The organism is Bradyrhizobium ferriligni (assembly GCF_056837965.1).
Genome location: NZ_JBXEJO010000077.1, coordinates 24,388 through 47,324, shown reverse-complemented (window position 1 = coordinate 47,324; position 22,937 = coordinate 24,388). Strand labels below are relative to the sequence as shown.

General features: G+C 64.5%; 22 protein-coding genes and 1 tRNA gene. 10 read left to right on the top strand and 13 right to left on the bottom strand.

All coding sequences use genetic code 11. The annotated features are described in order from the left end of the window. Positions 1 to 117: 117 nt before the first annotated feature. The 5 genes from AC1VNY_RS34520 to AC1VNY_RS34500 all read right to left on the bottom strand — a co-directional run bounded on the left by AC1VNY_RS34520 (position 118) and on the right by AC1VNY_RS34500 (position 6,206). Positions 118 to 522, bottom strand: a complete 405-nt coding sequence (locus tag AC1VNY_RS34520) for a DoxX family protein (protein WP_028344087.1) — start codon at positions 520 to 522, stop codon at positions 118 to 120. 353 nt (positions 523 to 875) lie between these two features. Next, a complete protein-coding gene (gene greA / locus AC1VNY_RS34515; RefSeq protein ID WP_018269816.1) occupies positions 876 to 1,349 on the bottom strand; it encodes a transcription elongation factor GreA in 474 nt (157 codons plus the stop codon). Between the two features lie 197 nt (positions 1,350 to 1,546). Beyond that, positions 1,547 to 5,011 carry a carbamoyl-phosphate synthase large subunit gene (gene carB, locus AC1VNY_RS34510; RefSeq protein WP_304498808.1) on the bottom strand — a complete coding sequence of 1,155 codons (3,465 nt, stop codon included), beginning with the start codon at positions 5,009 to 5,011 and terminating at the stop codon, positions 1,547 to 1,549. Positions 5,012 to 5,363: 352 nt separating this feature from the next. Continuing rightward, a tRNA-OTHER gene (locus AC1VNY_RS34505) sits at positions 5,364 to 5,439 on the bottom strand. Between the two features lie 77 nt (positions 5,440 to 5,516). Continuing rightward, complete coding sequence (locus AC1VNY_RS34500) at positions 5,517 to 6,206, bottom strand: class I SAM-dependent methyltransferase (protein WP_038386877.1); 690 nt, start codon at positions 6,204 to 6,206, stop codon at positions 5,517 to 5,519. A gap of 124 nt (positions 6,207 to 6,330) precedes the next feature. Here AC1VNY_RS34500 and AC1VNY_RS34495 point away from each other — a divergent pair, with 124 nt between their 5' ends. Then, positions 6,331 to 6,858, top strand: a complete 528-nt coding sequence (locus tag AC1VNY_RS34495) for a Dps family protein (RefSeq protein ID WP_482408534.1) — start codon at positions 6,331 to 6,333, stop codon at positions 6,856 to 6,858. Positions 6,859 to 6,916: 58 nt separating this feature from the next. On the opposite strand, the gene AC1VNY_RS34490 is transcribed toward AC1VNY_RS34495, so the two are convergent. The 4 genes from AC1VNY_RS34490 to carA form a co-directional block, all read right to left on the bottom strand. Beyond that, positions 6,917 to 7,438, bottom strand: coding sequence for a hypothetical protein (locus tag AC1VNY_RS34490; RefSeq protein ID WP_482408533.1), 522 nt, complete (start codon positions 7,436 to 7,438; stop codon positions 6,917 to 6,919). A 71-nt stretch (positions 7,439 to 7,509) separates the two neighbouring features. After that, entirely contained in the window at positions 7,510 to 8,610 is a 1,101-nt protein-coding gene (locus AC1VNY_RS34485) for a mandelate racemase/muconate lactonizing enzyme family protein (protein ID WP_482408532.1), read from the bottom strand. Positions 8,611 to 8,734: 124 nt separating this feature from the next. Continuing rightward, entirely contained in the window at positions 8,735 to 9,232 is a 498-nt protein-coding gene (locus AC1VNY_RS34480) for a PaaI family thioesterase (RefSeq protein ID WP_482408531.1), read from the bottom strand. 150 nt (positions 9,233 to 9,382) lie between these two features. Next, positions 9,383 to 10,576 carry a glutamine-hydrolyzing carbamoyl-phosphate synthase small subunit gene (gene carA, locus AC1VNY_RS34475; RefSeq protein ID WP_482408530.1) on the bottom strand — a complete coding sequence of 398 codons (1,194 nt, stop codon included), beginning with the start codon at positions 10,574 to 10,576 and terminating at the stop codon, positions 9,383 to 9,385. Between the two features lie 160 nt (positions 10,577 to 10,736). Here carA and AC1VNY_RS34470 point away from each other — a divergent pair, with 160 nt between their 5' ends. The 5 genes from AC1VNY_RS34470 (at position 10,737) to AC1VNY_RS34450 (ending at position 16,128) form a co-directional block, all read left to right on the top strand. Then, positions 10,737 to 11,438, top strand: a complete 702-nt coding sequence (locus tag AC1VNY_RS34470) for an alpha/beta fold hydrolase (RefSeq protein ID WP_482408529.1) — start codon at positions 10,737 to 10,739, stop codon at positions 11,436 to 11,438. Positions 11,439 to 11,496: 58 nt separating this feature from the next. Further along, complete coding sequence (locus AC1VNY_RS34465; RefSeq protein WP_028344077.1) at positions 11,497 to 11,952, top strand: GatB/YqeY domain-containing protein; 456 nt, start codon at positions 11,497 to 11,499, stop codon at positions 11,950 to 11,952. A gap of 119 nt (positions 11,953 to 12,071) precedes the next feature. Continuing rightward, positions 12,072 to 12,689 carry a GTP cyclohydrolase I FolE gene (folE, locus tag AC1VNY_RS34460; RefSeq protein ID WP_028344076.1) on the top strand — a complete coding sequence of 206 codons (618 nt, stop codon included), beginning with the start codon at positions 12,072 to 12,074 and terminating at the stop codon, positions 12,687 to 12,689. A gap of 27 nt (positions 12,690 to 12,716) precedes the next feature. Then, positions 12,717 to 14,237, top strand: a complete 1,521-nt coding sequence (locus AC1VNY_RS34455) for an FAD-dependent oxidoreductase (RefSeq protein ID WP_482408528.1) — start codon at positions 12,717 to 12,719, stop codon at positions 14,235 to 14,237. Between the two features lie 280 nt (positions 14,238 to 14,517). Beyond that, entirely contained in the window at positions 14,518 to 16,128 is a 1,611-nt protein-coding gene (locus AC1VNY_RS34450; RefSeq protein WP_482408527.1) for an acyl-CoA synthetase, read from the top strand. Positions 16,129 to 16,291: 163 nt separating this feature from the next. Here AC1VNY_RS34450 and AC1VNY_RS34445 read toward each other — a convergent pair whose 3' ends face one another. The 4 genes from AC1VNY_RS34445 to AC1VNY_RS34430 are packed head-to-tail and all read right to left on the bottom strand — an operon-like array spanning position 16,292 to position 18,071. Beyond that, on the bottom strand, positions 16,292 to 16,807 hold the full coding sequence (locus AC1VNY_RS34445; protein WP_482408526.1) for an SRPBCC family protein: 516 nt from the start codon (positions 16,805 to 16,807) through the stop codon (positions 16,292 to 16,294). A 32-nt stretch (positions 16,808 to 16,839) separates the two neighbouring features. After that, complete coding sequence (locus AC1VNY_RS34440; RefSeq protein WP_057018077.1) at positions 16,840 to 17,307, bottom strand: SRPBCC family protein; 468 nt, start codon at positions 17,305 to 17,307, stop codon at positions 16,840 to 16,842. Next, a complete protein-coding gene (locus AC1VNY_RS34435; RefSeq protein WP_482408525.1) occupies positions 17,300 to 17,764 on the bottom strand; it encodes an SRPBCC family protein in 465 nt (154 codons plus the stop codon). The genes AC1VNY_RS34440 and AC1VNY_RS34435 overlap by 8 nt, the downstream gene beginning before the upstream one ends. Further along, positions 17,757 to 18,071 carry an ArsR/SmtB family transcription factor gene (locus tag AC1VNY_RS34430; RefSeq protein ID WP_482408524.1) on the bottom strand — a complete coding sequence of 105 codons (315 nt, stop codon included), beginning with the start codon at positions 18,069 to 18,071 and terminating at the stop codon, positions 17,757 to 17,759. The genes AC1VNY_RS34435 and AC1VNY_RS34430 overlap by 8 nt, the downstream gene beginning before the upstream one ends. A 120-nt stretch (positions 18,072 to 18,191) precedes the next feature. Here AC1VNY_RS34430 and AC1VNY_RS34425 point away from each other — a divergent pair, with 120 nt between their 5' ends. The 4 genes from AC1VNY_RS34425 to AC1VNY_RS34410 all read left to right on the top strand — a co-directional run bounded on the left by AC1VNY_RS34425 (position 18,192) and on the right by AC1VNY_RS34410 (position 22,919). Further along, on the top strand, positions 18,192 to 19,631 hold the full coding sequence (locus AC1VNY_RS34425; RefSeq protein WP_482408523.1) for an LVIVD repeat-containing protein: 1,440 nt from the start codon (positions 18,192 to 18,194) through the stop codon (positions 19,629 to 19,631). A gap of 37 nt (positions 19,632 to 19,668) precedes the next feature. Continuing rightward, a complete protein-coding gene (locus AC1VNY_RS34420) occupies positions 19,669 to 20,169 on the top strand; it encodes a hypothetical protein (protein ID WP_482408522.1) in 501 nt (166 codons plus the stop codon). Positions 20,170 to 20,372: 203 nt separating this feature from the next. Continuing rightward, entirely contained in the window at positions 20,373 to 20,990 is a 618-nt protein-coding gene (locus tag AC1VNY_RS34415; RefSeq protein ID WP_028333127.1) for a LysE family translocator, read from the top strand. A 156-nt stretch (positions 20,991 to 21,146) separates the two neighbouring features. Beyond that, positions 21,147 to 22,919, top strand: coding sequence for an adenylate/guanylate cyclase domain-containing protein (locus AC1VNY_RS34410; RefSeq protein WP_482408536.1), 1,773 nt, complete (start codon positions 21,147 to 21,149; stop codon positions 22,917 to 22,919). The last annotated feature ends 18 nt before the right edge of the window (positions 22,920 to 22,937 follow it).

Genomic DNA, 22,937 nt, shown 5'->3' with positions numbered 1-22,937 from the left:
GGCAGGGTGGGGTCAAGCCGCAAGCGAGAGCGTCTTCGTGGAAACAGATCTCCACCCGGATTGCGCTTTCAGCGCAAACCGACCTCCCCTTGTACAAGGGGAGGTCGAAGCACCGACTCACCGCTTGCCCATCGCAGCGTCGACGCTGATCGGGCCCGGACCCGAGGTCGCGAGGTAGAGGCAGGCGAAGCAGAACAGGATCGCCGCGGTGCCGTTGTTGAGCAGCGGCAGGAACACCGGCTCGGCCGGGTTCTTGAACATGTGGCCGAGGAAATAGGCGAACGCCATCTCGCCCGACAGGATGAACGCGACCAGCCGCGAGAACAGGCCGAGCATCAGGAGCGCGCCGAGCACCAGTTCAAGCCAGCCCGCAGCCTGGATCAACGGCGGGATATTGGCGAAGTACGCGACCACCGGAAACTTGAAGATCTTCGCGACGCCGTACTGAAACAGCAGCAGTCCGGTGATGAACCGGAACAGGCTGAGCGCCACCGGCTGAAACTTGGAGAACATCTGGTCCATTGTCATTGACCCCCTGTTTGACACACTGGAACGTTGCAAGATGCAGAAACACACGGTGTCCGCCACCAGAGTGTGATGTCAACACCTTGCGCCTGGAATCATTCCTCGCGCGATGGCAGTTGCGAGAGAACGCGGCAGCGGCACGGTGACGCGCAGCGATGCGTGTTGCGACGCGATCGTCAGCCCGAACTCCGTCCCCCGACATGATTATACTGCATAATCATGTCACGGCCTCACTGGCATGGCGTGCAGCGGCTCTCCACTCACATTGCTGTCAGACCGGGGTGAAACGCGGGGCATAAAAAAAGCCGCGTGCGGGACGCGGCTTTTCTGCACCAGTCACGTGAAGGTAACTACCGCCACTCGACCTTGGTGATCTCGTAGGCCTTGGCGCCGCCCGGCGCCATCACCTCGACGGTGGTCCCCTTCTTCTTGCCGATCAGCGCGCGCGCAAGCGGCGAGGTGATGGAGATGCGGCCCTTCTTGGCGTCGGCCTCGACTTCGCCGACGATCTGCCACACCGCCTTCTTCTCGGTGTCCTCATCGATCAGCGTCACGGTCGCGCCGAACTTGATGGTGTCGCCTGACAGTTTCGAAATGTCGATGATGTCGGCGCGCGCGAGCTTGTCCTCGAGCTCGGCGATGCGACCCTCGTTGTGCGACTGCTCTTCCTTGGCGGCGTGATACTCGGCGTTCTCCGAGAGATCGCCGTGCGAGCGCGCTTCCGCGATGTGTTCGATGATGCGCGGACGATCCACCGATTGGCGATGCTTCAACTCGTCCGTCAGCGCGGCGTATCCGCCCGCGGTCATCGGAACCTTATCCATCATCTTCGTCCTTCATCGCGCGCGCCCGGCGGCCGTGCACGAATATCCAGTTCAGCTAACGCAGGAATCAGGGCGCCAACGCGCCCGGAAGCCCAGTGATTTTCGGCCCCGCTAAGGGCCGTGACAACATCCAATCGCGCGGTGAGTTCCAGCCATTCGGCTAATTGACCGCTTCGGGCCTTCAGCCCGGGCAGCGGTCAGCTTTCGGAAAAGTAACTCTGAAGCGTGCGGACCTCAAGGTCCCCGGCCCGATAGGCCCGGATTCCCCGTGCGGCCGCCACCGCGCCCGAAAGAGTGGTGTAATATGGCACTTTATGCAAGAGGGCAGCCCGCCGCAGCGAGCGGCTGTCGGCCAGCGCCTGCGGACCTTCGGTGGTATTGAAGACCAGCTGGACGTCGCCATTGGTGATGGCGTCGACGATGTGCGGACGGCCTTCGAGCACCTTGTTCACCTTTTCCGTCGGCACGCCGTTGTCGCTGAGGTAGCGCTGCGTGCCCGAGGTTGCCATCACCTTGAAGCCGAGCGAGTGCAACAGCCGCACCGCATCCGCGATGCGCATCTTGTCGTCGCCGCGCACCGAGACGAACACCGTACCTTGCCGCGGCACGCGCGTGCCGCCGCCGAGCTGGCTCTTCGCGAACGCGACCTCGAAGGAGCGGTCGATGCCCATCACTTCGCCGGTCGAACGCATCTCCGGTCCGAGCACGGTGTCGACGCCGGGGAAGCGCGCGAACGGGAATACCGATTCCTTCACGCCGACATGGCCGAGCTTCTTCTTCTTCAGCTTGAAGTCGGCGAGCTTCTCGCCGGCCATGATCCGTGCCGCGATCTTGGCGACCGGCGTGCCGATCACCTTGGCGACGAACGGCACGGTGCGGGATGCGCGCGGGTTGACCTCGAGCACGTAGATCTCGCCGTCCTTGATGGCGTATTGCACGTTCATCAGGCCGACCACGTCGAGGCCGAGCGCGAGTTCGCGGGTCTGCCGCTCCAGCTCCTCGATGGTCTTGGCGTCGAGCGAATGCGGCGGCAGCGAGCAGGCGGAGTCGCCGGAATGGATGCCGGCTTCCTCGATGTGCTCCATGATGCCGACGATGAAGGTGTCCTTGCCGTCGCAGAGGCAGTCGACGTCGACTTCGGTCGCGTCGGACAGATAGCGGTCGAACAGCAGCGGGTTCTTGCCGAGCACGGTGTTGATCTGCCCGGTCTTGTCGTTCGGGTAGCGCGCCTTGACGTCGGCGGGCACCAGCTCAGGCAGCGTTCCCAGCAGGTAGTCGTTGAGCTGGTTCTCCTCGCGGATGATCTGCATCGCGCGGCCGCCGAGCACGTAGGACGGACGCACCACCAGCGGCAGGTCGAGATCGGCGGCGACCAGGCGGGCCTGCTCGACCGAATAGGCGATGCCGTTCTTCGGCTGCTTGAGACGCAGCTTGTCGAGCACGCGCTTGAAGCGGTCGCGGTCCTCGGCGAGGTCGATCGCGTCGGGCGAGGTGCCGAGGATCGGCACTTCGGCGGCTTCGAGCGCGCGGGCAAGCTTCAGCGGGGTCTGGCCGCCGAACTGCACGATCACGCCGTGCAGCGTGCCGTTCTTGCGCTCGGTCGCGATGATCTCCAGCACGTCTTCGGCGGTGAGCGGCTCGAAATACAGCCGGTCGGCGGTGTCGTAGTCGGTCGACACCGTTTCCGGGTTGCAGTTGACCATGATGGTCTCGTAGCCGGCGTCCTCGAGCGCGAAGCAGGCGTGGCAGCAGCAATAGTCGAACTCGATGCCCTGGCCGATGCGGTTCGGGCCGCCGCCGAGGATGATCACCTTCTTGCGGTCCGACGGCGCGCTCTCGTCGGCAAATTCGCCGGCGAACGGCCGCTCATAGGTCGAATACATGTAGGCGGTCGGCGAAGCGAACTCCGCCGCGCAGGTGTCGATGCGCTTGAACACCGGGCGCACCCCGAGCGCGTGGCGCTTGGCGGTGACGTCGGCCTCGGTGGTCTCCGTGAGCACGGCGAGCCGCGCGTCGGAGAAGCCCATCGCCTTCAGCATCCGCATCGCGAACGCATTGGTCGGCAGGCCGCTGCTGCGGATCTTGCCTTCCATCTCGACGATGGCGCGCAGCTCCGCGAGGAACCAGGGATCGATCTTGCAGGAATTGAAGATATCCTCGTTCGACCAGCCGAGCCGCATCGCCTGCGCGACCTGCAGCAGGCGATTCGGCGTCGGCGTGCCGAGAGCGGCGCGGATCGCGTTCTTGTCGTCGCTGCGGCCGAGGCCCTCGATGTCGATCTCGTCGAGGCCGGTCAGCCCGGTCTCGAGCCCGCGCAGGGCCTTCTGCAGGCTCTCCTGGAAGGTGCGGCCGATCGCCATCACCTCGCCGACCGACTTCATCGAGGTGGTCAGCGTGGAGGAGGCGCCGGGGAATTTCTCGAACGCAAAGCGCGGAATCTTGGTGACGACGTAGTCGATCGTCGGCTCGAACGAGGCCGGCGTCGCGCCGCCGGTGATGTCGTTGGCGATCTCGTCGAGCGTGTAGCCGATCGCAAGCTTGGCGGCGACCTTGGCGATCGGGAAGCCGGTGGCCTTCGAGGCCAGCGCCGACGAGCGCGACACGCGGGGATTCATCTCGATCACGACCATGCGGCCGTCGTCCGGATTGATGCCGAACTGCACGTTGGAGCCGCCGGTCTCCACCCCGATCTCGCGCAGCACCGCAATCGATGCGTCGCGCATGATCTGGTATTCCTTGTCGGTGAGCGTCAGCGCCGGCGCCACCGTGATGGAATCGCCGGTGTGCACGCCCATCGGATCGACGTTCTCGATCGAGCAGATGATGATGCAATTGTCCTTCTTGTCGCGCACCACCTCCATCTCGAACTCTTTCCAGCCGAGAACGGATTCCTCGATCAGCACCTCGTTGGTTGGCGAGGCATCGAGGCCGCGCTCGATGATGTCGAGATATTCTTCCTTGTTGTAGGCGATGCCGCCGCCGGTGCCGCCGAGCGTGAAGGAGGGGCGGATGATCGCGGGCAGGCCGATGTCGGACAGCGCCATCAGCGCTTCGGCCAGGGCCTGCTGCTGGTAGCGCTTGCGCCGCTCGTTCTCGCCGCCTTCCCACTGCCGTTCGAAGGCTTCGAGCTCGGGGCCGGACAGCTTGGCCTGATCGGCGAGGTACTTGTCGCGGTCGGACTTCTTCAGCGCCGACGCATTGGCGAGCCGCGACCTCGGCGTCTGCAGCCCGATCTTCTCCATGGCGTCGCGGAACAGCTGGCGGTCTTCGGCCTTGTCGATGGCGTCGGCGGTGGCACCGATCATCTCGACGTCGAACTTCTCCAGCGTACCCTGCTTGCGCAGCGACAGCGCGCAGTTCAGTGCGGTCTGGCCGCCCATGGTCGGCAGCAATGCGAAGCCGCCGGGCAGGACGTAGCGTTCCTTTTCGATGATCTTGGCGACGATTTCGGGCGTGATCGGCTCGATATAGGTCGCGTCCGCCAGCTCCGGGTCGGTCATGATCGTGGCCGGGTTGGAATTGACCAGGACGATCCGATAGCCCTCTTCCTTGAGCGTCTTGCAGGCCTGCGTGCCGGAATAGTCGAACTCGCAGGCCTGGCCGATCACGATGGGACCGGCGCCGATGATCAGGATGGTGGAGATGTCGGTTCTTTTGGGCATCAGCTCTCGCGGACTGGAATTTGGGCACAAAAAAAGGGCGCGCTTCCCGCGCGTCCCTCGAGCCATGCGCTACATCTTGTAGCGCCGGAAGCGCGATCCTTCGCGCGCGGGTGGTCTTTAGACCAGTTTCCGCACCCGCGAAACCCCCAAAAGCGCCCCATCAACCGCGATTCTGGGGGAAATTCCTCGTTCGACGCATGCCCGGTTGGGGGGGGGTGAGGGGTTGTCAGGGTCCGGGCCGCAGCACCGCCCAGTCCGTCTACGCTTTCGCTGACGCTCAAGCTACGCCGGACACGCTTTGCCCCGCCGGTCCAGCGTGGCTGCGCCACGCGTAGCCCGTCAGGGCGAAGCGTGGAGGCCCGGCCTGGATTTGAACCAGGATAAACAGTGTTGCACCACTGCCGCGTCGACGCTTCCGCCACCGGGCCGAGCGGATCATTGCTGATTATTTCAGCCGCCGCCATGTTTCCTTCTGGGTAACGTTAACGCGTCGTGCAACCCTGGATCAGTGGTGCGCCACGAACGTCATCCGCCACGGATTGTGCCCGATGTTGCGCGGCGCGCGCGTGGCGCTGAACCCGGCGGCGCCGAGCTTCGCGATCATCTCGTCCTCGCGGTAGCGCTGCAGTCCGATCCTGGTGCGCAGCTGGCGGTAGTCGGACAGTGCGGTTGAAGCCAGCCCGACCAGCGCATCGCGCAGGAAGCCGTGGGTCGCCGCAAAGCGCAGCAGTGCCACGACATCCCTCGCCATGCCGACTTCGGGCCGCAGGATATCGCCGAGCACGAACCGGCCGGACGGCTTCAGCACGCGGTGGATCACGTCGAAGGCGGAATCGAGCTCCTGCGGCGTCATGTATTGCGCGACCGAGTTCATCACCACGAGGTCGATCGAATCCGCGTCCATGTGCTTCAGATCATCGAGCGAGCGGACACGGATTCGGGTGTCGGGCGCGAAGCGCGCGACCAGACGGCCGCGTACGCCGGGCGCCGGCTCCGCCAGATAGAGCTGGGCGCAGGCATTGGCGACCTTCGCCGCCGACAGCGCCTCGCCGCAGGCATAGTCGAGCACCACGGCATCCGGCGAAGCGATGTAGCCGATGATGTCGTTTGCGATGATCTGGAAATGCAGGTCACGGTGCAGTCGGCTCGCATAGATCGTATGCGTGGAATCGTAATAATCGATCCATTCATCCATCGCGTTTGGTATCCGGCAGAACGGGGTTCCTGGCCTCAGGAACGGGTGGGCTGATGATGCGTTAGCGGTCCGGCGGCCAATGTTCAATGCGCCGAAATACGGGTTCCTAACAGGAAGGTCCAACGTGAGCAAAGCCAAGACTGACAAGATCTCGCCCGATCTCGACACGCCGAGCGACCTGCCACAGGCTGCGGTGGACACGATCTCGGCCTCGCTCAACACGCTTCTGGCCGATGCCTTCGCGCTCTACCTGAAGACCAAGAATTTCCATTGGCACGTCAGCGGCCGGCATTTCCATGATTACCATTTGTTGCTGGACGAGCAGTCGGAGGCGATCTTCGCGACCACCGACCAGCTCGCCGAGCGGGTGCGCAAGCTCGGCGGCGCGACGCTGAAGTCGATCGGCGATATCGCCAGGCACCAGACCATCAAGGACAATGACGACGATTATGTGCCGCCTCGCGAAATGCTGCGCGAGTTGATGGAAGACAACAAGCACATGGCGGCCGCGATGCGCAAGGCGCACAAGCTGGCCGACGACCGGGAGGACTCCGGCACCGCGGGCCTGCTCGAAACCTTCATCGACGAAACCGAGCGCCGTACCTGGTTCCTGTTCGAGGCAAGCCGCCAGGAAGGCAGCAACGCGGCCTGAGATTCATCCTCTCCCCTTGTGGGAGAAGGAAAGGGGCACCGGTGCAACGGGCCAATCCCTAGCGTTTCCACAGCCGTACCAGCGGCCCGTCCTTGCCCATCACCGGATCGGTCGCGGGGGGCGCGACCAGCGGGATCGTCTTCAGCGCCCTGGCGTGGTTCTCGGGCGTTGGCCGCTGCAGGTCCATCGGCGGGCCCGGCGGATAGGCGCCGATGACGCAGAAATCGTCACTCGCCGACAGGCATTGATGCCCGGTGCCGGCGGGCAGGATCGCGACGTCGCCAGCTGCGATCTCCAGCGCTTGTCCGCGCTCGCCGCCGAACTGCACGCGCGCGCGGCCGCGGGCGACGCCCAGCACTTCGTGCACAGTGGCGTGGTAATGCGCGAAGTCGTAGACGCCGTTGCGCCACATCGCGCCCCAGCCATTCTTGCCGAACAGCTGCTCGATGCTGGCCTCGGGATTGCTGCTGACGTCGACGGCGGCCTTGTAGACCAGGAACGGCATCGGGTTGTTCGGCACCAGGCCGTCATCCTGGAAGACGATGGCCAGGGGTTCGATATCGGTACGGACGACCGACATGGTGGCTCTCCAGCGTTGCGAGGTGCCGTGGTCTGCAGACCAACAAACCGTCGGTCCGCAAACCGTTCCAGCTAGATTTTGAACTTCAGCACGTCTTCGTTGAATTTGAGCCCGTGCCCGGGCCGCTCCGGCGCGGTGATCATGCCGTTGGCGATCTCGGGCGGGTCGATCCAGAGATCGTCGATCAGCGCCATGTTCTCGCACCAGATGCCGTTCGGAATCGAAGCCAAGAGGTGCACATTGAGTTCGGGAAACAGATGCGGCGCGATGGTGATGCCGAACGTGTCCGCGAGCGCCGCGATCTTGCGCAGGTCGGTCATGCCGCCGCGCATCGGGTCGGGTTGCAGGATCGGCAGGCAGGGATTCAGAAAGAACGGCCGCAGATCGTAGCGCGTGAAATGCGTCTCGCCGCCGACGACGCGCATGTCCAGCGCCGCCGCGATGCGCTGGTAGCCGGCGAAGTCATCGGCAGGCACCGGCTCCTCGAGCCAGTAGATGTCGTACTTCTCGAACTTGCGTCCCATCTCGATGGCGACATCGGCGCTCCAGCCCATGTTGACGTCGATCATGATGTCGATGTCGGGCCCGAGCGCCTCGCGCATGCGGCGCACATTGTCGAGGTCCTGCGCGGGCGTGTGAACATGCGCGACCTGCATCTTGATCGCCTTGTAGCCCTGCTTCACGAAATGCAGCGCCTTCTCGATCATCCCGTCGCCGCCGGCGCCGCGGAAGCAGCCGGAACCATAGATCGGGATTTCCGAGCGATAATGCCCCCACAGCCGGTGCAGCGGCAGGCCGGCGCGTTTCCCCACCGCGTCCCACAGCGCGATGTCGAGCGCCGACATGGCCATCGCGGCGATGCCGCCGCGGCCATAGGTCATGGTCGCCGTCCACAGATCGCGCCAGATCGCCTCGATCGCGGTGGCGTCCTTGCCGATGACGCGCGGGATGATGCACTCGTCGAGACAGGCCGCGATCGACTTCATCGCCGGCTTGAACACGAACAGATAGCCCATGCCGGTGACACCGCCGGACGTCTCGACGTCGCAGATCAAAATGTCGCGCGTCGCGCCGAGCGCCGCGCCTTTCAGCCAGGGATCGTCGGCCCAGGGCAGCCGCAGCATCGTCACGCGGATGTCGCGGATGGTCATGTCTGAATCGGCTGAAATCATCGGCGTTCCCTTTCCAGGCCGGATCATGTTTGCCTGATCTCGGACAGGGAAACTCAATCACACAGCGCAGGCCGCGATCCAGCGCGCTTCGTCATGGCTCCAATGCGCCAAGACGCGATTGCCTTCAGGTCGTCTTGGGCAACTCGAACACCAGGCAGGTCGTGGTGGCATGCGCGAGCAGCTTGCCCTTGTCGTCGGTAATCCGCGCTTCCGCGGTCGCAACACGGCGCCCGGCGTTGAGCACATGGCCCTCGGTGCGGATTTTGCCGGTGTCCTGGCTCATGCCGCGGACGAAGGAGATCTTGAACTCCAGCGTGGTGTAGCCAAAGCCCTGCGGCAGCGTGGTTTGCACCGCAAGCCCCATCGCGGAATCCAAGAGGATCGCGGCGTAGCCGCCATGCACCGAGCCGATCGGGTTGTAGTGGCGGAGGCCCGGGATGCTGTGGATCACCACATGGCCGGTCTCGGCGGAGCAGTCGAACGGCTCGACATTCTCCATGATCGGCGGCTCCGGCAGGGTTCGGGCGAAGATGCCGTGCACGAAGTCGAGCCCCGGCATCGAGGCCATCACCGCCATCGAGGAGACGCCGTAGACGGGCTTCGGGGTGGCGGGGGCGGTCATGTCGAGATTTCCCGTGATGTGATGCGAAGACGCATTGCTGCTGTCGGTGCTGGCCGCGCACAACTGCTGTCATGCCCGGACTTGATCCGGGCATCCATCTTTCTTCAAGGGATGGATTGCCGGGTCAAGCCCGGCAATGACGATCGGGCTCTAAGCCGCGCGCTTGTTATTCCGCATCAAATCGGCAAAGCGCTGGAACAGGTAATGCGAGTCGCGCGGGCCGGGCGAGGCTTCCGGGTGATACTGCACTGAGAATACCGGCTTGCCCTCGAGTGCGATGCCGCAATTGGAGCCGTCGAACAGCGAGATATGGGTCTGGGTCGCGCCTTTCGGCAACGTCGCCTGGTCCACGGCAAAGCCGTGGTTCATCGAGGTGATCTCGACCTTGCCGGTGGTCTCGTCCTTGACCGGATGGTTGGCGCCGTGATGGCCCTGATGCATCTTCATGGTCTTTGCCCCGACGGCAAGGCCAAGCATCTGGTGGCCGAGGCAGATGCCGAAGGTCGGCGTCCCCGAAGCAATCACCTTCTGGATGACTGGCACGGCATATTTGCCGGTCGCGGCGGGATCGCCGGGGCCGTTCGACAGGAATACGCCGTCCGGCTTCATCGCCAGGATGTCTTCGGCGGCGGTCGTCGCCGGCACCACGGTCACCTTGGCGCCGACGCCGGCGAGCAGGCGCAGGATGTTGCGCTTGATCCCGTAGTCGATCGCGACCACGTTGAATTCCGGCGCGGTCTGCTGGCCGAAACCGTTGCCCCACACCCAGGGCGTCTCATCCCAGGTGAAGCGCTGGCCCGAGGTGACCATCGGCACCAGGTCCATGCCCTCGAGGCCGGGCCATTCGCGGGCCTCTTCCTTCAGGCCGTGCAGGTCGAACTCGCCGTTCCTGGCGTGCGCGATCACCGCATTGGGCATGCCCTTGGAGCGGATCAGCGCGGTCAGCGCGCGGGTGTCGATGCCGGAAAGGCCGATGATGCCGCGCGCCTTCAACCACTGGTCGAGATGGCGGGTGGCGCGGTAATTCGAGGGATCCGTGATCGCCGAGCGCAGGATCACGCCGCGCGCGCCGGGCGTCGCGGCCATGTTCACCGTCTCGATGTCTTCCTCGTTGGTACCGACATTGCCGATATGCGGGAAGGTGAAGGTGATGATCTGGCCGGCATAGGACGGATCGGTGAGGATCTCCTCATAGCCGGTCATCGCGGTGTTGAAGCAGACCTCGCCGACGGCGTGGCCTTCCGCGCCGAGACCGAAGCCTTCCAGCACGGTACCATCGGCGAGCACAAGGAGCGCGGTCGGTTTGTGGTCCGGCCAGGCGGGAGCGTTTTCGGGGGTTGTCATGAGCCCTTTAAATAGTCGCCGCACCCTGCGGCGTCAAAGCGAAAGGGCGCGGATTCACACGGCAATGTCCGCCGATTTGACAGGCCGGAACGGCCTTTTAATCTAAAGTTCCTTGTAACGGCCGTTTGCTTGCCGAAAATGACCCGTCCGGAGCTCCCGCATGGATAATACGATGCCGATCCTGCTCGTCCCGGGCCTCATCTGCTCGCCGCGGATTTTCGCCCCGGTCATCCCGGCGCTGTGGCGATGCGGGCCGGTGACGGTGGCCAACCATGTCAGGGACGACAACATGGGGGCGATCGCCCGCCGGATCCTGGCCGAGGCGCCGCCGCGCTTTGCGCTCGCCGGGCACTCGATGGGCGGCTACATCGCCTTCGAGATCATGCGGCAGGCGCCGGAGCGGGTTGCGAAGCTGGCGCTGATGAGCACCCAGGCGCGGGCCGACACGCCGGAAGCGACCGCACGCCGCCGCGGCATGATCGAGCGTGCCAAAAGCGGCCAATATCGTAGCGTGGTCGACGAGCTCTATCCGGGCTTCGTGCACCCGTCGCGGCAGGGCGCTGCAAGTTTGCGCCAGATTGTCGACGACATGAGCGAGGACGTCGGCGCCGAGGCCTTCATCCGCCAGCAAAACGCGGTGCTCAGCCGGCCGGATTCGCGGCCGAGCATGGCCTGGATCAAGTGCCCGACACTGGTGCTGACGTCGGATACCGACAACACCGTTCCGAATTCGCTGTCGGACGAGATGGCCAACGGCATTCCCGGTGCCAGGCTCGTGGTGCTCGCCGATTGCGGTCACCTGCCGCAACTGGAACAGCCGCAGGCCTGCGCCGCTGCGCTGGTCGAATGGCTGAGGAACTAGGTTGTTCTGCCGGTGCAAACTGCCTAGATGAGGGAATTGCTGGTTCAAGGACAACGAAATGCTGCGCGACGACATTAATACTGCGGTCAAGGAAGCGATGAAGGCGAAGGACGAGCGCAAGCTCTCCACGCTGCGCATGGTTAATTCGACCATCAAGAACGCCGACATCGACGCGCGCGGGCAGGGCAAGCCGCCACTCTCCGATGCCGACCTGCTCGGCCTGCTGCAGAAGATGATCAAGCAGCGCCAGGAGTCGGTCGAGCTCTACGACAAGGGCGGCCGCGCCGAGCTCGCCGCCCAGGAGCGCGAGGAGATCGCGGTGATCTCGGCGTACCTGCCGAAGCAGATGTCCGATGACGATGTGAAGGCCGCGATCTCGGCGATCATCGCCGAGACCAACGCTGCCGGCATCAAGGACATGGGCAAGGTGATCGGCGCGCTGAAGGCGAAATACGCCGGCCAGATGGATTTCGGCAAGGCCAGCGGCCTCGTCAAGGCGGCGCTGACGGGCTAGCCGTTCGTCCCGGGTGGCTTGCGGCGCAATGTGCCGCGGGCCGAATTGCGGGAACCTTTCTGCTGACGGAGCATCTGACGGGCATGATCTCGTGATGACGCCGCAAAGGAAAGGCCCCGATGAACCCGATTGTGCATGCGCTGGATCGTGCAAGAGCCGCTCAAACCGAATCCGACAAGCCGACCCGGGCCGAAGTCGAGGCCGCAGTCCGCACCATCATCCGCTGGACCGGTGACGATCCCGAGCGGGATGGTTTGCTTGAAACTCCGGCGCGCGTGACGCGTTCGTTCGAGGAGTTCTTTGCGGGGTACGACCAACGTCCCGCCGAGATCCTGGAAAAGACCTTCGAGGAGATCGAAGGCTACGACGAAATGATTGCCCTGCGGGGCATCCGTTTCGAGAGCCATTGCGAGCATCACATGGCGCCGATCATCGGTCAGGCCTGGGTTGCCTACATCCCGAACGGCCGCGTGGTCGGCATCAGCAAGCTCGCACGAGTGGTCGACATCTATGCCAGGCGCTTGCAGATTCAGGAGAAGATGACGGCGCAGATCGCCAACACCATCAACGACGTCTTGAGGCCTCAGGGCGTGGGCGTCATCATCAAGGCATCGCATCACTGCATGACGACCCGTGGCGTGCACAAGCCGGATACCGATCTCGTGACCAGCCGCATGCTGGGTTGCTTTCGCGACAATGCGCTAACCCGCCAGGAATTCCTCGGGATAGCGGTTTAGAGTGTCACAGGGCAATGGAGGAACGATATGGCCGATCAGCAAGCTCCTTCCGGTCTGGATCTGACACAGGGCGTGGCACTCTCCGACTTCCCGGGCGCGATGCTGCTCGGCCATGTCGGCGACGAGGACGTGCTGCTGGTGCGTTCGGGCGCGGACATCTTCGCCATCGACGCGCATTGCAGCCATTACCATGGCCCGCTCGCCGAAGGCCTTCTTGAGGGCGAGACCGTCCATTGCCCCTGGCATCACGCCTGTTTCGATATTCGCACCGGTGAAGCGACCGCCGCGCCCGCCTTCAACGCGCTCGCGGTCTGGAAGGTCGATCGCGACGGCGATCGCATCATCGTGCGCGAGAAGCGCGTGCAGCCGAAATTCCGCGTCAAGGGCCCGGTCGATGCGCCTGGGAGCATCGTGATTGTCGGCGGCGGCGGGGCAGGGTTTGCCGCCGCCGAGATGCTGCGGCGGCAGGACTATCGCGGCAGCATCGTCATGCTGAGCGGCGAGGCCACGCCGCCGGTGGATCGGCCGAACCTGTCCAAGGATTTCCTCGCCGGCAGCGCGCCGGAAGACTGGCTGCCGCTGAAGCCGGACGATTTCTATCGTGACGCGGCGATCGATCTGAGACTGAGGACCGAGGTCAAGTCGATCGATACCGGCCGCCGCAACGTTGTGCTCGCCGGCGGCGAAACGCTCGCCTATGACCGGCTGCTGCTGGCGACCGGCGCGGAGCCGGTGCGGCTGCCGATCCCGGGCGCGGACCAGCCCCACGTTCATGTGTTGCGCACCGTCGACGATTGCCGGGCGATCATCGCCGCGGCCAGCGGAGCGCGCCGCGCGGTCGTGATCGGTGCAAGCTTCATCGGCCTCGAGGTGGCGGCTTCGCTCCGCGCGCGCCAGATCGAGGCGCACGTGGTCGGATTGGAACAGCGGCCGATGGAGCGCGTGCTCGGGCCCGAGATGGGCGATTTCGTCCGCGCGCTGCACGAAGAGCACGGCGTCGTATTCCACCTCGGCGACACCGTGACCGCGATCGAGGCCAAGCGTGCGCACCTAAAGAGCGGGCCCGTGCTCGAGGCCGATCTCGTCGTGGTCGGTGTCGGCGTGAAGCCGCGGCTGGCGCTGGCGGAAGCGGCCGGGCTCGCGATCGATCGCGGCGTGAGGGTCGACGCCTATCTCGAGACCAGCGTGCCCGGCATCTACGCGGCCGGCGACATCGCGCGCTGGCCCGATCCGCACAGTGGCGAGACGATCCGGGTCGAGCACTGGGTGGTGGCGGAGCGCCAGGGCCAGACCGCCGCGCGGAATATGCTCGGGCAGCGCGAGGTCTTCGACGCGGTGCCGTTCTTCTGGAGCCAGCATTACGACGTACCGATCAACTATGTCGGCCATGCCGAGCAGTGGGACGAGATCGCGGTGGACGGCAGCATCGTCGGCAGGGATTGCGTGCTGCGCTACAAGCGCGGCGGGCGCGTGCTCGCGGTCGCATCGGTCTATCGCGACCTCGATAGCCTCAAGGCCGAGGTCGCAATGGAGCGGGCGGCAGCCTGACCGCTTTCTCCTCAAGGATGTTCGTAGCCCGGATGGAGCGAAGCGAAATCCGGGTGAGTCTGTCCACTCGATGAGAACCCCGGATTGCGCGGAGCCTGTCATCGGGCGCGCGTTCGCGCGACCCTTTGGCTCCATCCGGGCTGCGCATTCTTCATCCGGCATCACATTCTTCGTCAGCCCGGGCTTGTCCCGGGCATCGACGTCTTTACAATCTGCCACAGCAAAACGCGGATGGCAGGGGAATGCCCGGCCATGACGAGGGACGGAAGCAACACACACCATGCTTAAGGAAGCCGCTACCTACGACGAGCTCTATCGCAACTTCCGCTGGGACGTTCCCGCGCGCTTCAACATGGCGACCGCGTGCTGCGACCGCCATGCCGACGGCACCGGGCGGCTCGCGCTGGTCTATGTCGACGAGGATGGCGGCACCACGCGCACCTCGTTTGACGAGGTGGCGGACGCCTCGCGCCGCTTCGCCAATGTGCTGACCGCCGACGGCCTGGTGCGCGGCGACCGCGTCGCGGTGTTCCTGTCGCAATCGCTCGAACTGCCGGTCGCGCATCTCGCGGCGTTTCGCGCCGCGATGATCTCAATCCCGCTGTTTGCGCTGTTCGGCGAGGACGCGCTCGAATTCCGCCTGTCGAACTCCGCGGCCAAGGCCGTGATCACCGATGAAGCAGGTTGGGAGAAGATCGCGAAAATCCGCGATCGCCTGCCCGAGTTGAAGAGCGTCTATATCGTCGGCGAAAAGACGCCGGCGGGGACGAAACCGTTCTGGAGCGCGATCAAGTCGGCGTCGCCTGAATTTGGGACCGTCGACACCTCGGCCGACGATCCCGCGCTGATCATCTACACCTCAGGCACCACGGGCAATCCGAAGGGCGCGCTGCATGCGCATCGCGTCGTGCTCGGCCATCTGCCCAATGTCGAGATGTGCCACAACTTCCTGCCACGGCCCGGCGACCTGATGTGGACGCCGGCCGACTGGGCCTGGATCGGCGGCCTGATCAACGGCCTGTTCGCGTTCTGGTACCACGGCATCCCGATGGTCGGGCACCGCGCCCGCAAGTTCGAGCCGCAGGCGGCGATGCAGATGATGGCCGAGCTCGGCATCCGCAACGTGTTCCTGCCGCCGACCGCGCTGAAGCTGATGCGGCAAGCCGATGTGAAGAACTCCGGCGTCAGGCTGCGCAGCATCTTCACCGGCGGCGAGTCGCTCGGTGGCGAATTGCTCGGCTGGGTGCGCGACACCTTCGGCATCGATGCCCATGAGGTGTTCGGGCAGACCGAATGCAATCTCGTGATCGGCAGCAATTCCAACCTGTTTCCGATCCGTCCGGGCTCGATGGGCCGCGCCACGCCCGGCTTCGACGTCCGCATCGTCAACGAGAAGGGCGAGGAGCTGCCGCGGGGCCAGCGCGGCATCATCGGCGTGCGCCAGCCGTGCCCCTGCACCATGATCGAGTACTGGCGCAATCCGGAGGCGACCGCGAAGAAATATGCCGGCGAATTCCTGCTGACCGGCGATCTCGGCGTGCAGGATGAGGACGGCTATTTCTGGTATGTCAGCCGCGAGGACGACGTCATCACCACGGCCGGCTATCGTGTCGGCCCGTCCGAGATCGAGCACACGCTGATGAAGCATCCGGCGGTCGCGATGTCGGCGGTGGTCGGCATCCCCGATCCGATCCGCACCGAATCGATCAAGGCCTGGATCGTGCTGCGGCCGGGCTACGCGCCGGGCGATGCCCTGGCGCGCGAGATCCAGGAATTCGTCAAGGTCCAGCTCGCCGCCCACGAATATCCGCGCTTCGTGCAGTTCGCCGGCAGCCTGCCGATGACGGCGACGGGCAAGGTGCTGCGGCGCGAGTTGAGGGCGCTGGGGTAGTTTTCTCCGTCGTCGTCCCGGCGAAAGCCGGGACCCATAACCACAAATGCGTGTGTTGCGCGACGATGTGGCCCCCGCGAGTTCTAGCCGCTTAGAGCGGTGGTAATGGGTCCCGGCCTTCGCCGGGACGACGGCGGAGTATGGGATGGCTGTATCGCCATCCTCACGACGGCATCGGGATTCCCAATTCCTTCAGCGCGGCCATCATGCGCGCTGGCGGCTGCATCGGGATCACCATGGCCTTGCCGGTCTCCACGAGGCTCTTCAGGCTGGAGAGGATCGCCGGCCAGCCGGTGCGGCCGCCCGAAAGGATGTCGTCGCTGATCGGACGGTCATGCGATTGCAGCAGCGTCAGCTTCACGCCGTCGCCGGCTGGCTCGATCTCCCATGTGACGAGCGTCGGTCCGAGCTTTTCGACCAGCTGCGGCCAGTTGACGTTGAAGGTCACGGTCAGACGCTTTAGGGGATCGCACTCGATCACCTCGCCGGAGATGTGCAGCGCGCCGTCCGGCGTCCGCACGATGTAGGCGCCGCCGATCCGCAGATCGACCTCGACCGCGTTGCCGGAGAAATACTGCCGGCTGAGTTCGGCGGTCGTCAAAGCCTGCCACACCTTCTCGGGCGTGGCGGCGATGTAGATCGCGTAGACGATCGCCGGTTTGAATTTCTCGATGTTCATGTCTGTACGCACCCGTCGATAGATTTTCATTGTCATTCGAAGCCGTCGATCCCGAGCGCGGCCGGCGGGATCGTGACCGCCTTGCCGGTCTCGAGCAGGCTCTTGAGCCCCGACAGGATCGCCGGCCAGCCCTTGGAAATGCCGTCGAGCAGCTTGCTGCCCGCGCCGAAGCCCTCATGGGTCACGGTCAGCTTCACGATCTTGCCATGGGCTTCGAGCGTGAAGACCACCTTGGTTGCCGGCTCCTTGCGCATGTCCTCGTCGAGCACGTGCTTGAAGGTGTAGGCGAGGCGTCGCGGTCGGTCGGCCTCGAGGATCTCACCGGTGTCGGTGGTCTTGCCGCCCATCACCAGCGCGAGCGGCGAGCCGACCTTCCAGTCCGATTGCAGCTCGGTGTCGAACCAGTATTGCCGCGTGAACGCGCTCTTGGTCAGCGCGTCCCACAGTTTGTCCGGCGTGGTCTCGATGTAGGTGACGTAGGCGAATTCGGGCTTAGGCATGGTAGGCCTCCCTGGCGCCGCTGGTGAGCAGGTCGGCCGGCAGCTCGCGCCCGGTCTCGAGGAAGCTCTTCAGGCTTGCGATCACCATCGGCCAGCCGCCGGAGATGTCGCGCAGCGTCTTCGGACCCAGATTATCATGCGTCACGGTCAGCTTGACCACTCCGCCGTGGGGTTCGATGTCGAAGGTCACGCGCGAGACCTGTTCGCGCTCGACGCCTTCCTTCACCACATCCCAGCTGTAGGCGAGCTTGTTCGGTCGATCTGCGATCAGCACCTCGCCCTGCACGCTGCGGCGGTCGTCCTTGGTGAGGTGGTAGGGGGAGCCGATCTTCCAGTCGGAGCTGACGCGATAGCCGAACCAGAAGCGTTCGGTGAAGTCGCTCGATGTCAGCGCATGCCACAGTTTGTCGGCGGTGGTCTCGATATAGGTGACGTAGACGTAGTCCGGTTTACTCATCACGCTTCTCCAATTGTCTTTTCAACTCGCTCAGCGCGGCGAGTTTCCCGCGCTCGAACTTCCTGATCCACCGCTCGCCGATCTGATGGATCGGAACCGGGTTGAGATAGTGCAGCTTCTCGCGGCCAAGCTTGATCGTGGTGACGAGGTTGGCCTCCTCGAGAATCACAAGGTGCTTGGTGACGGCCTGACGCGTCATGTCGAGGCCGTCGCAGAGCTCACCGAGCGTCTGCCCGTTCTGATCGCGAAGCCGGTCAAGCAGCGTTCGCCGTGAGGCATCCGCGAGGGCTTTGAAGACTTCATCCATGGGTCGGATAATAGGCAACCAAATGGTTGCATGTCAAGAGCGTGTGTTTTGGCATCGGCAGCACCGTGCTAGCCTCGCCGGCAGCCAACGCAGATTGGTGTGGAACATTGGGTGGTGCGCATGGGCGGTCGCGTTACGGCAGTTTGCTGCACGTTGGTTCTTGTCCTGCTCGCGAATGGTGCGAGTGCCCAGCAGAAGATCGGCGATCCGCCCGAAGCCTCCAACATGAGGCTGGTTGGAACCAACGATTTGCAGGCGCGCAGCGCCTATCAGCCGACCATTCATCATCAGGGCGACAGATGGATCGCCTATATCGGTCATCACGGCGGCACCGACGACATTCCCGATCCCGTCAACCCGATGACCGGCAAGGCCGAGCCGAACGGCACCTCGATCGTCGACGTCACCGATCCCGCGCATCCGAAATATCTGCGGCACATTCCCGGACAGGAAGGCAAGTATGAATCCGGCGGCGCGCAGATGGTGCGGATCTGCGACGGCAAGGATCTGCCGAGGGGCGATCGCAACGCGGTTTACATGCTCCGCACCTTCGGCAGCGAGGCGCACGAGATCTGGAACGTCGCCGATCCCGCCAATCCGGTGCTCGTCACCCGGATCGGCGGCCTGAAGGACACGCACAAGAGTTTTTGGGAATGCGGCACCGGCATCGCCTTCCTGGTGTCGGGCGCGCCGGACTGGCGCACGCGGCGCATGACGCAGGTCTATGATCTCTCCGATCCCGCGCATCCCGTGAAGATCAGGGACTTCGGCCTGCCCGGGCAGGAGCCGGGCGCGACCGGCGCGGTGCCGACCGAACTGCACGGGCCGATCTCGACCGGGCCAACGGGCAATCGCGTCTATTTCGGCTACGGCACCAACAAGGGCGGCTTCCTGCAGATCGTCGACCGCGACAAGCTGTTGAACGGACCGAAGGAGCCGACGCCGGACAATCTGAAATACCCGGAGATCGCGCGGATGCCGCTGTCGGCGATGAACGGCGCGCACACGGTGTTTCCGATGCCCGGTATGCCGATCGCCGAATTCGCCCGAGACAAGGACGGCAAGACCCGCGACATCGTGATGATCGTCGACGAGGCGATCCAGAACGAGTGCGGCGAGGCGCGGCAGATGGTGTGGTTCGCCGACGTCACCACCGAAGCACGGCCGATGCTGATCTCGAGCTACACGGTGCCCGAGGCCTCCGGCGCGTTCTGCGCGCGCGGCGGCCGGTTCGGCTCGCATTCGTCGAACGAGAGCATGGCGCCGGTCTACTACAAGAAGCTGGCCTTCATCGCCTTCTTCAACGCCGGCGTCCGCGCGCTCGACATCCGCGATCCCTATCATCCGAGGGAAGTCGGCTACTTCATCCCCTCCATCACGGCTGCGACCGACAAGCGCTGCGTCACCATCGACGGCAACGACCGCTGCAAGGTCGCGATCCAGACCAACAATGTCGAGACCGACGAGCGCGGCTACATCTATGCGGTCGACCGCGCCAACACCGGCCTCCACATCCTCGAACTGACCGGCGCGGCGCGCGCCATCGCCGGTCTGCCGTGAGCGCGCGATGAAACGCTCATGGCCGGTCATCGCGGCGATGTTCCTGGCACTCGGCGGGCTCTCCGCAGTTGCCGGCTACGAGATGGCGCCGGCGGGCGCAGCCGCGTGGCGTGAAATCGCCTGGCCGTTCCCGCGCGACGGCTGGCCTGCCGGCCGGGCTTTCCGATGCGGCGCGGCGGAGTGCGGTGACGTCGAGGTTTATCTCAGGCCGAAACTCGGCTTCTGCAATTGCGACAGCGGCGTCGCGGATGACGACGAGGTCGATCGCGTTGCCGACGTCGACATGATCAGCCCGCGCTTTGTGCCGCTGAAGGCGGGCGATGCCGTTGCTGTCGCCGACATGCCGGGGCGGCTTAGGGCGTATGACATTGATGGACATAGCACTGCCATCGGGATCGCCGTATCGCATCGCTGCGACCTGATGGCGGTCGCCGCGCAGGGCAGGGGAGATGCCGCAGGGGTGCAGCGGGCGACGTTGACGTTTCTGGAGTCGCGGGAGATCAGAGCATGGATGATTGCGGCAATGGAGGGACATTGAGGAGCCTGTCTCTCTCATGCGAAAATGGTGTCGTCACCCGCGAAAGCAGGTGACCCAGTATTCCAGAGACGCTGATGCTTAGCTGATGGGCCGCGGCGTACTGGATACCCCGCTTTCGCGGGGTATGACAGAGATGAGCAGGAGCCGCTTCCTCTTCGCCCGTCCTATGTGCATAATTCAGCTTCACCATCAGTGAGCTCCCCATGTCCCTGCAAGCTTATTTCGCCTTCGTCGCCGCCTGCATCGCGCTGGCGCTGCTGCCCGGTCCGATCGTCACGATGGTGATCGCCAACGGGCTGCGCTACGGCACGCGCGCCGCGCTCACCAACGTGCTGGGCGCGCAGGTCGGACTTGCGATCGTGATCGGCACCGTCGCGGTCGGGCTGACCTCGCTGATGGCGACGATGGGCTATTGGTTCGACTGGGTGCGCTTTGCCGGTGCCGCCTATCTGGTCTGGCTCGGCTTCAAGCTGATCCGCTCGCCGGTCGAGGGCGTCAGCACCGACGACACGCCGCCGCCGCCGCGCGGCGGCTTCTTCCTGCAGGGCTTTCTTGTGCTGCTCTCGAACCCGAAGGTGCTGGTGTTCTTCGGCGCCTTCATCCCGCAGTTCATGGATATGGACAAGCCGCACGTCCCGCAGGTGGCGCTGCTCGGCCTTACCTTCATGGCGACCGCCGTGCTGACCGACGCCGCCTACGCGTTGGCGGCCGGCCGGGCCCGCAAGTTCTTCTCCAAGGAGCGGACCCGGCTGATGTCGCGCATATCAGGCGGCTTCATGATCGGCGGCGGCATCTGGCTGGCGCTGACCCGGGCGCGCTGAAGCCGCCGGGCGATAGGCTCAAAATCGCCGCCGACAAGGCCACGATTCCCGGCGTCGGCAAACTTCGCGGACGTTTGCTCTAGCCCGGAGGCCGTCGGCCATGCTTTGATCCGCGACGAAAGCTAACCCATCGTCTGGGAGCAGGCCTTGACTACCGTGAATCGGCGTCTGGCAGCGGTTCTGGCGGCGGATGTCGCCGGCTACAGCCGGCTGATGGGAATCGACGAGGAAGGCACCTTGGCCAGGCTGAAGTCGGTCAGGCGGATGCTGCTCGATCCGACGCTGGCTGCGCATCGCGGCCGCGTTGTCAAAACGACCGGCGACGGAATACTCGTTGAATTCGCCAGCGCTGTCGATGCGGTGCGCAGTGCGGTCGAAGTTCAGCGTCGAATGGCCGATCAGATTGCTGCCGTAACAACGGAGCAGCGGCTCGAATTCCGAATCGGAATCCACATCGGCGACATCATTTTTGACGACAACGATATCTTTGGCGACGGCGTCAACATCGCAGCGCGGCTGGAGGGGATTGCCGAACCGGGTGGCGTTTGCATTTCCGACGACGCACAACGGCAAGTTCGCGGCAAGGTCGATGCGACCTTCGAGGACATGGGGCCGCAGCTTCTGAAGAATATTGCGGAGCCAATTCGTGCTTGGAGGCTTCGCGTTGGTGACGCCTGCGCAGCGGCCACGGTCGCGAAACCCGCCTTCACCCCTCCGGCCTCCCCGCCCGCGCTTGCCGAGAAGGCCTCCATCGCGGTGCTGCCGTTCCAGAATATGAGCGGCGATCCGGAGCAGGAATACTTTGCCGATGGCGTCGTCGAGGACATCATCACGGCGCTATCGCGTTTCAGATCGTTGTTCGTGATCGCGCGCAATTCAAGCTTCACCTACAAGGGAAAGCCCGTCGACATCAAGCAGGTCGGGCGCGAACTCGGTGTGCGATACGTGCTGGAGGGTTCGGTGCGCAAGTCGAGCGGCCGCGTTCGGATCACCGCGCAACTGATCGAGGCCGGCAGCGGTGCGCATCTCTGGGCAGACAGGTTCGACGGCGAACTGAAGGACGTGTTCGACCTGCAGGACCAGGTCACCGCAAATGTTGTCAGCGTGATAGCGCCAAAAATCCAGCAGAGCGAGATCGAACGAACCCGAACCAAGCCGACCGATCGTCTCGACAGCTACGATCTCTTTCTGAGAGGCATTGCGGCCTATGCAGACCGCTCCAAGTGGGGCGACGCCGAACTGGGCGAGTGGTTCAACAAGGCCTGCGCGCTTGATCCCAACTATGCGGCCGCTCAGGTCATGCTGGCCTATTCGTCACTGCTGAAGCAGACCACGCGCGGCACGCCCCCCGGCACGGAGGAGTTGGCAGAGGCGCTGCGGATCGCCGAGCTCGCCTGCGCGCTGGCCAGCGACGATCCGTTCGTGCTGGCGCGTGCGGCTCACATGTTTGCTTATCTCGGCCATGACTACGATCGCGCTGAGACGATGATCGAAGAGGCGATCTCGCTCAATTCGAACGATGCTGCGGCGTGGGGATATCGCGGCTGGATTTCGCTCATGTGCGTCCAGCCGGCACGCGCGATCGAAAGTTTTGAGCGTAGGCTGCAGCTCAGCCCGATCGAGCCCGGGCGGGCGTCGATGTGGAACGGAATCAGTTTCGCGCATTTCATGCTCGGTCAGTGTGAGCAGGGCCGCGCGGCGGCCGCCAAGGCGCTGGTGATCGGCGAAGACGCACACACGCTCAGCGCGTTGATCATGAACGAAGTCGGCTCGGGGCGCCTCGACGAGGCGCGCGTCATCGCCGGCCGCCTGCTCAAACTACGGCCCGATTTCCGCGCTTCCTACGCGCGGCAGAATTTTCCGACCAGGAGCGTCGAATGGGGCGACCGCATGGTCGCCGTGCTGTGTGAGGCCGGCATTCCGGCGTAGGAATTCCTCGATCTATGC

Excerpts from the sequence above, each read along its gene's own strand:
- AC1VNY_RS34520 (WP_028344087.1), bottom strand. The coding sequence starts at position 522 with ATGGACCAGATGTTCTCCAAGTTTCAGCCGGTGGCGCTCAGCCTGTTC.
- greA (WP_018269816.1), bottom strand. The coding sequence starts at position 1,349 with ATGGATAAGGTTCCGATGACCGCGGGCGGATACGCCGCGCTGACGGAC.
- carB (WP_304498808.1), bottom strand. The coding sequence starts at position 5,011 with ATGCCCAAAAGAACCGACATCTCCACCATCCTGATCATCGGCGCCGGT.
- AC1VNY_RS34500 (WP_038386877.1), bottom strand. The coding sequence starts at position 6,206 with ATGGATGAATGGATCGATTATTACGATTCCACGCATACGATCTATGCG.
- AC1VNY_RS34490 (WP_482408533.1), bottom strand. The coding sequence starts at position 7,438 with ATGTCGGTCGTCCGTACCGATATCGAACCCCTGGCCATCGTCTTCCAG.
- AC1VNY_RS34485 (WP_482408532.1), bottom strand. The coding sequence starts at position 8,610 with ATGATTTCAGCCGATTCAGACATGACCATCCGCGACATCCGCGTGACG.
- AC1VNY_RS34480 (WP_482408531.1), bottom strand. The coding sequence starts at position 9,232 with ATGACCGCCCCCGCCACCCCGAAGCCCGTCTACGGCGTCTCCTCGATG.
- carA (WP_482408530.1), bottom strand. The coding sequence starts at position 10,576 with ATGACAACCCCCGAAAACGCTCCCGCCTGGCCGGACCACAAACCGACC.
- AC1VNY_RS34470 (WP_482408529.1), top strand. The coding sequence starts at position 10,737 with ATGGATAATACGATGCCGATCCTGCTCGTCCCGGGCCTCATCTGCTCG.
- AC1VNY_RS34465 (WP_028344077.1), top strand. The coding sequence starts at position 11,497 with ATGCTGCGCGACGACATTAATACTGCGGTCAAGGAAGCGATGAAGGCG.
- folE (WP_028344076.1), top strand. The coding sequence starts at position 12,072 with ATGAACCCGATTGTGCATGCGCTGGATCGTGCAAGAGCCGCTCAAACC.
- AC1VNY_RS34455 (WP_482408528.1), top strand. The coding sequence starts at position 12,717 with ATGGCCGATCAGCAAGCTCCTTCCGGTCTGGATCTGACACAGGGCGTG.
- AC1VNY_RS34450 (WP_482408527.1), top strand. The coding sequence starts at position 14,518 with ATGCTTAAGGAAGCCGCTACCTACGACGAGCTCTATCGCAACTTCCGC.
- AC1VNY_RS34445 (WP_482408526.1), bottom strand. The coding sequence starts at position 16,807 with ATGAACATCGAGAAATTCAAACCGGCGATCGTCTACGCGATCTACATC.
- AC1VNY_RS34440 (WP_057018077.1), bottom strand. The coding sequence starts at position 17,307 with ATGCCTAAGCCCGAATTCGCCTACGTCACCTACATCGAGACCACGCCG.
- AC1VNY_RS34435 (WP_482408525.1), bottom strand. The coding sequence starts at position 17,764 with ATGAGTAAACCGGACTACGTCTACGTCACCTATATCGAGACCACCGCC.
- AC1VNY_RS34430 (WP_482408524.1), bottom strand. The coding sequence starts at position 18,071 with ATGGATGAAGTCTTCAAAGCCCTCGCGGATGCCTCACGGCGAACGCTG.
- AC1VNY_RS34425 (WP_482408523.1), top strand. The coding sequence starts at position 18,192 with ATGGGCGGTCGCGTTACGGCAGTTTGCTGCACGTTGGTTCTTGTCCTG.
- AC1VNY_RS34420 (WP_482408522.1), top strand. The coding sequence starts at position 19,669 with ATGTTCCTGGCACTCGGCGGGCTCTCCGCAGTTGCCGGCTACGAGATG.
- AC1VNY_RS34415 (WP_028333127.1), top strand. The coding sequence starts at position 20,373 with ATGTCCCTGCAAGCTTATTTCGCCTTCGTCGCCGCCTGCATCGCGCTG.